General features: G+C 68.5%; 6 protein-coding genes. 3 read left to right on the top strand and 3 right to left on the bottom strand.

Annotated elements, in window-relative coordinates:
• The first annotated feature begins 283 nt into the window (after positions 1-283).
• Both ABZ260_RS43360 and ABZ260_RS43365 read left to right on the top strand, forming a co-directional pair.
• Complete coding sequence (locus ABZ260_RS43360; protein WP_355629588.1) at positions 284-1,666, top strand: cytochrome ubiquinol oxidase subunit I; 1,383 nt, start codon at positions 284-286, stop codon at positions 1,664-1,666.
• A gap of 4 nt (positions 1,667-1,670) precedes the next feature.
• A complete protein-coding gene (locus tag ABZ260_RS43365) occupies positions 1,671-2,684 on the top strand; it encodes a cytochrome d ubiquinol oxidase subunit II (protein WP_355629591.1) in 1,014 nt (337 codons plus the stop codon).
• Between the two features lie 137 nt (positions 2,685-2,821).
• On the opposite strand, the gene ABZ260_RS43370 is transcribed toward ABZ260_RS43365, so the two are convergent.
• From ABZ260_RS43370 to ABZ260_RS43380, 3 genes are all read right to left on the bottom strand, one after another.
• The gene (locus ABZ260_RS43370) at positions 2,822-3,586 is read right to left on the bottom strand and encodes an ABC transporter permease (RefSeq protein WP_355568823.1); all 765 of its coding nucleotides are present in this window, start codon (positions 3,584-3,586) and stop codon (positions 2,822-2,824) included.
• A gap of 113 nt (positions 3,587-3,699) precedes the next feature.
• Entirely contained in the window at positions 3,700-4,683 is a 984-nt protein-coding gene (locus ABZ260_RS43375; RefSeq protein ID WP_355629594.1) for an ATP-binding cassette domain-containing protein, read from the bottom strand.
• Between the two features lie 380 nt (positions 4,684-5,063).
• Positions 5,064-5,519: a DoxX family protein gene (locus ABZ260_RS43380; RefSeq protein WP_355629596.1), complete on the bottom strand. Its 456-nt coding sequence runs from the start codon at positions 5,517-5,519 to the stop codon at positions 5,064-5,066.
• A gap of 560 nt (positions 5,520-6,079) precedes the next feature.
• Here ABZ260_RS43380 and ABZ260_RS43385 point away from each other — a divergent pair.
• Positions 6,080-6,869: alpha/beta hydrolase (locus ABZ260_RS43385; RefSeq protein ID WP_355629599.1), on the top strand; the 790-nt coding region annotated here is incomplete at its 3' end.

The raw sequence follows: 6,869 nt of genomic DNA on the forward strand, positions 1-6,869 counted from the left end.
AGACCGACGCCTACGATCCCGACTGCCTGATCGCCGACGACTTCGGCGCCCTGGCCAGAGGCAACGAGCTGATCGGCGACGGGACGACCAAGGTCCCGTGACCGGTTCCCGACGCGGCATCTCGCACCGGATTCATGGACACGACCTCCCGTCGTTTGTGGCTCATACCTACAGGGAAGAGCGCTTCCATGCAGGTCAGACGCTGTTTTCAGATGCGGGGCGGGTGGCCGGACGCGTACGGGGAGACCGGCCACCGTGTCACGCACGCTGAAGTGTCCGTGCCGTGACGGGGATCAGCACGCTGGCCGGGGCGGCGAGTGCGACGGATCTGCTGGCGGCACGGCTGCAGATGGCGGTGTCGCTGGGCTGGCACATCGTGCTGTCGTGCATGGGGGTCGGCATGCCGGTCCTGCTGGTGTTCACCGAGTGGCGGGCGATCCGCACCGGCGACGACAACTACATGCGGCTGGCCCGTAAGTGGGCCAGGGCCGTGGGGGTGCTGTTCGCGGTCGGGGCGGTCTCGGGGACGATCCTCAGCTTCGAGCTGGGCCTGCTCTGGCCGGGCCTCATGGGCGTCTACGGCCAGGTGATGGGGTTCCCCTTCGCGCTGGAGGGGATCGCCTTCTTCATCGAGGCCATCTTCATCGGTGTCTACCTCTATTCCTGGGACCGGCTACCGCCCAGGATCCACCTGCTGACCGGGATTCCCGTCATGATCGCGGGGACGGCGTCGGCGTTCTTCGTGGTCTCGGCCAACGCGTGGATGAACCAGCCGGTCGGATTCGAGGCGAAGGACGGGCGGATCACCAGCGTGGACCCGTGGGGCGCGATGCTCAACCCGGCCACGCCGCTGCAGACGACGCACATGATCGTGGCGGCGTTCATGGTCGCCGGATTCCTCGTCGCGGGGGTGTACGCGGTGGCACTGCTGCGCGGACGGCGGGATCGCTACCACCGGCTGGGATTCCTGATTCCCTTCACGCTCGGCTCGATATTCGCCCCGATCCAGATCGTGGTGGGCGACTTCATCGCCAGATTCCTGGCCACCAACCAGCCGGTCAAACTCGCCGCCGCGGAGGCTCTCTTCCAGACCCGCGCCGGTGCGCCGTTGAGCATCGGCGGCTTCGTGGTGAACGACGAGCTGCGCTACGCGCTGGAGATTCCCTACGGCCTCTCCCTGCTGGTGGGCTTTCACCCCGACACCGTGGTCCAGGGGCTGAACGTCGTGCCCGCGGCCGACCGCCCGCCGGTCAACCCCGTGCACCTGGCCTTCGACATGATGGTGGGAATCGGTTTCTTCCTGCTCCTGATGGCCGCCTGGTTCGCCCTGACCTGGTGGCGGCGGCGTGACCTGCCGCGCTCCCCGTGGTTCCTGAGGCTCGCGGCCGTCTGCGGCGTCGCCGCCGTCGTCGCGGTGGAGACGGGCTGGATCGTGACGGAGGTCGGCAGGCAGCCCTGGGTCGTGTACGGCAAGCTGCGCACGGCCGACGCGGTCAATCCCGCTCCCGGGCTGTGGCTGGGGTTCCTCGCCCTCCTGCTGGTCTATCTGTTCCTCACCGTCGCCATCGGCTACGTCCTGCGGCGTCTGGCGCGCGAACCCAAGGAGGTCCCGGCAGAGGAGATTCCCGGCGAACTCCTCCTGCACGCTCCTCAGGAACGGGACTGATCCCATGGACCCGGCGCAGATCCTGCTGCTCGTGCTGTGGGTGGGGGTGACCTGCTACGCGTTGCTGGGCGGAGCCGACTTCGGCGGTGGCATCTGGGATCTGCTGGCCGGGCGCAGCAGGGCGGGCATGCCGGAGCGCAATCTCATCGAGAACTCCATCGGGCCGGTCTGGGAGGCCAACCACGTGTGGTTGATCTTCGTGCTCGTCGTGCTGTGGACCGGATTCTCGCCGGTCTTCGCCGCCGTCATGTCGACCCTCTACATCCCGCTGACGCTGGTGGCGTTCGGCATCATCGCCCGGGGGTCCGCCTTCGCCTTCCGCAAGGCCAGCCCGCGACTGTGGCAGAAGCGCCTGTTCGGCGGCGCCTTCGCGGTCTCCTCCGTGCTGACCCCCTTCTTCCTGGGCGCCGCCGCCGGAGGGGTCGCCTCGGGGCGTGTGCCGGTGGGCCTCGCGGCCGGAAACATCGTGACCGGCTGGCTGAATCCGACCTCCATGCTGGGTGGGGTTCTCGCGGTCGGCACCTGCGCCTACCTGGCCGCGATATACCTGTGTGACGACGCGGTACGGGCGGGGATGTCGCACCTGGTGGAGAGTTTCCGGACCAAGGCGCTGATCACGGGGTTGTGCGTCGGAGTCGTCGCGCTGGCCGGCATCGCGGTGCTCCGCGCGGACGCGCCCCGGTTGTTCGACGGCCTCACCCACCGGGCGCTGCCCCTGGTGATCGCCAGCGCGGTGTTCGGGCTGCTCTCCCTGGTCCTGCTGTGGCGGCGGAACTTCGTGCTCGTCCGGATCACCGGCGCGCTGGCCGTCACCGCGGTGCTGTGGGGCTGGCCGCTCGCGCAGTATCCCCTGATGCTTCCGCCGTCCCTCACGTTGAACGAGGCCGCGGCGCATCCGGCGGTGCTGACCGCGACGTTGATCTCGCTCGCCGTCGGGGCGCTGCTCCTGGTGCCCTCCCTGGCCCTGCTGTTCCTGCTGCAGGGGCGCTGGTCATACCGTTCTGACGCGTCTGACTGACCGAGCCGGTACGGGACGCCGGGACACGGTACCCACGGCTGGTCGAAGTCGCCGCTCAGGGGGACGGAGCTCTCCGTCTTCTCCGCGCAGACGGAGAGGAGCCGGCCGGACGCGCGCCCGCTGCCGAGAGCGTCGTGTCAGATGCCGCGGCGCATCGCCCTGGTGCCCATGGCCAGGCCCACCGCGGCGACGACGCAGGCCCAGAGCGTCCCGTACAGCACCGAGGTGTCCGCGAAACGGCCGGAGAACAGTGCCCGCTCCGCCTCGACGATGTGGGTGACCGGGTTCAGCGCGGCGACCGCCTGGAGCCACGCCGGACCGAAGTCCATCGGCAGCAGCACGCCGGAGAGCAGCATCAGCGGGAACAGCACCAGCTGGGTGACCCCGTAGAACAGGTTGCCGCTCGGTCTGGACGCGATCGCGAGGACGAAGGAGAGCGATCCCAGGCCGATCCCGAACACGACCAGTATCGCCAGCCCGGTCAGCACCCCAGGCAGGTGCGGGCGGAAGCCCAGCGGCACCGCGAGCGCGATGATCAGCGCGGCCTGGGCCAGCAGGATCACGAACTCCTTCATCGTCCGGCCGACCAGCATCGCCGTACGGTTCAGCGGGGTGACCAGCATGCGCTCCATCGAGCCGCCGATCAGCTCCACCAGCAGCGAGTAGCCGGCCATCATCGGCCCGGACAGGCACATCATGATCAGAATGCCGGGCACGAACCACTGCCACGGCGATCCCTGGCCCTCGAAACTCTGCGTTCCGGCGAGCAGCGGACCGAACAGGAAGAGGAAGAGCAGTGGCTGCCCCATGGTGAAGAGGAGGCCGAGGGGTTCGCGCAACACGGGGACGAACTCGCGGGAGAACACGGTCGAGGTGTCACGGAGGAAGAGTCGTACGCTCACGGGGGTGACCTTTCTTGCCGGTGGGGGAGGGGCATGTCGCCGATGGCCAGGTGTTGCGCGGGGCGTGGCCGTTCAGTGCGAGGCCGGTCAGTGCGAGGGGGCGGCGCCGACGGTCAGGCGTCGTGCGGGGCGGTCCCGTGGTTCTCGTCGCTCTCGCGCAGGCTGCGGCCGGTCAGCGCGAGGAACACGTCGTCCAGCGTGGGCCGGGCGGTCTCCGCGGTGGCGACCTTCACCCCCGAGACCTCCAGGGAGCGCAGGTACTCCGGCAGTGCCCTGCCCGCGTGGGGCACCCGCAGCCGTACCGTCCTCCCGTCGACGGTGACCGCGTCCGATCCCGCGATCCGCGCGGCGACCTCGGCGGCCCTCGCCGCCCCCGGCTCGTCGTGGACGGTGACCGTGACGCGGTCGCCGGCCAGCTTGCCCTTCAACTGCTCGGCGGTTCCGTCGGCGATGATCCGGCCGTGGTCGATGATCACCACCCGTTCGGCCATGGTGTCGGCCTCCTCCAGGTAGTGAGTGGTCAGGAAGAGGGTCGTGCCGTGTTCCTCGCGCAGCCGCAGGATGTGCTCCCAGATGTTGGCGCGGCTCTGCGGGTCGAGGCCGGTCGAGGGCTCGTCCAGGAACAGCAGGCCGGGCCGGTGGATGAGGCCCAGGGCGATGTCGAGACGGCGGCGCTGGCCGCCGGAGAGGGTGCCGGGCCTCCGGGTGGCCAGCGCTTCCAGGTCCAGCAGGCCGAGGACCTCGTCGGCCCGCCGCCGCGCCTCGGCCCGCCGCAGCCCGTAGCAGCGCGCCTGGGTCACCAACTCGTCGCGGACGCGGAAGTTCTCGCCCGCGCTGCTCTTCTGGCCGACGTAGCCGATGCGGGCGCGGACCCCGGCCGGATCCGACACGACATCGCGGCCCGCCACGGTCGCGGTTCCCGACGTCGGCGGGAGCAGGGAGGTCAGCATGCGCAGGCTGGTGGACTTCCCCGCGCCGTTCGGACCGAGGAAGGCCACCAACTGACCCGCCTCCACATCGATGTCGAGACCGCGCACGGCGTCGACGCCTCCTTTTCCGACCTTGAATCGCCGGGTCAGCCCTCGGGCATGGATCATCGTCCCCTCCTCGGGGTGGTCGGTTGGTGGCATGCCGAAGAAACCCCTGGTCGGGGGTCCGGCTGGAGATGATTCATCTTTACCCACGCGATCCGGATCAGGCAAACGTGAAACGTACATTCACATTTGCTCTGACCTGCGAAAACTCGCGCTCCCTCGGATCGGTGAAAGGTCCTTTCCGTCACCCGCCCGAACCGGGTTCCCCGCGCTGACCTGGGCTTTTCCGAATCCGGCTGGAGCAATGAAAAACAGTGCGAAATTCCCGTTCCACCGCGGGAAGCCGGGCCGCGGTGACACCCCTGAGCCGCCGGAACGCGAGAGAGCCCCAGGCGCCGGATCGGCGCCCAGGGCTCCGGTACGCTCCTGGGAAAAGGTGCTGGTCAGGTTCCCTCGGCGTGCGCGGGGGCGTGGATCTGACGGGGGACGGCCAAGGCGCCGCGGCGGCGCCGGAGCAGGGTGTCGATCGCCCAGGGGCCGGGGCCGAGCACGGCGATGATCAGGAACGACCAGCAGAACAGCGCCGCGAGCTCGCCGCCGTTGCGCAACGGCATGAAGTCCTGCGGCAGGTGCACCACGAAGTACGCGTAGGCCATCGAGCCTGACGCGAGCGTCGCGTTGACACGAGTGAGGAAACCGGCGAGGACGAGCCCGCCGCAGACCACCTGGATGAGTGCGGCCCACCAGCCGGGCCAGGCGCCGAACACGAGGGCCTGGCCGGTGCCGCGGTTGCCGCCGAAGACGCCGAACATCGACGCCAGGCCGTGGCACAGGAAGAGAAGACTTGTCACGATGCGGAAGAGCGAGAGCACCGGCCCGTTGAATCGGTTGATCTGCATGGAATCACCCCTGATTTTCATGGCGCCGCGTATCCGTTGTTTCCACACGGCATCGCCGGGCCACATTCCACCCTCGCTCCGTACGGTTCGATGACACGACGGCCCGTGTCCTTGTTTAACCTTTTGTCAAGGTTGAGTGTCATGGTAGATCGTCACAGGCGTGATGTCTGTAGTCGGCGATCAGTACTGATCGGTAAAGAGGGAGTTAAGTACGAAAATCGCAGCTGAACCGAATGGATCGCCTTTTGGCGACACATGTTCTACTTAACTATTTAATGTACGTTTCAACCACACAGCTGATTGGCGCGTTGCATACGCGGTCGTGTACCCGGGACACGGAGGTTGTGGACGTCGCCCGAACCGTGCCCCTATCGGCAGGCGGATTCCAGTATTCGTCGTACCACGCCGGCCGGATACTAAGGTGCCGCGCAGTGTGCAGGTGGTGGACGACGTGCCGCGTACCCCATGGGCAGGCCCGATCGCGGGTGGCAGCCGGCGCGTCGGCAAGGGACGGATATGAAGCCGGTCATGAATGAGCCGCAGGCTCCGCAGGAGGCGTGATGAGCGTGCAGATGAGGGTCCTGTCGGTGCTGCTGCGCAGGCTGTACAAGCCGCGCATGGCCACCGCCGAGCGGGCCCGCAAGGCGATCAACGCAGTCAAGGCCGATCCGGCTCCCCCGGCCCGGGCGGCCGCACGGCACCGGGTGCACCGGCGCAGCCTGGAGGGGTTCGACTGCTACACCGTGATCCCGCGCTCGGCCACGGCCCCGGCCAAAGCGGTGATCTACCTGCACGGCGGCGCCTACATCGATGAGATCACCAAAGAGCACTGGAGCTTCGTCTTCGCACTCGCCGATGCCGGGATGCGGGTGGAGGTGCCCATCTACGGACTGGCTCCCCGGCACACCTACCGCGAAGCCTTTCCTTTCCTCACCGCTGTCTACCGCGACCTGCTACAGACCTGCGAGGCGGAGGCTGTCTTCCTCGCCGGAGACTCGGCCGGAGGCGGTCTGGCGCTGGCCTTGGCGCAGGACCTGGCCGCCTCCGCGCTGCCCCGGCCCGGCAGACTGATCCTGCTGTCACCGTGGTTGGACATCACCATGTCCCACCCCGACATCCCCGTCGTCGAACGGCGTGATCCATGGCTCAGCAGCGTCGGCTTGATCGAGGCCGGGCGTGCCTGGGCCGCGGGGGACGATCCGCGCGACCCGCGGCTGAGCCCCGTCCACGGTGATCTGACCAGCCTGCCGCCGGTCGAGCTCTTCGTGGGCACGCACGACGTGCTCTATCCCGACGCCCTGCTCCTGCGGGAGCGCGCCCCGGACGACGTGCAGGTGAACCTGCACATCG

It is taken from the genome of Streptosporangium sp. NPDC006013, assembly GCF_040614275.1.
In the GTDB taxonomy this organism is placed as follows: Bacteria; Actinomycetota; Actinomycetes; order Streptosporangiales; family Streptosporangiaceae; genus Streptosporangium.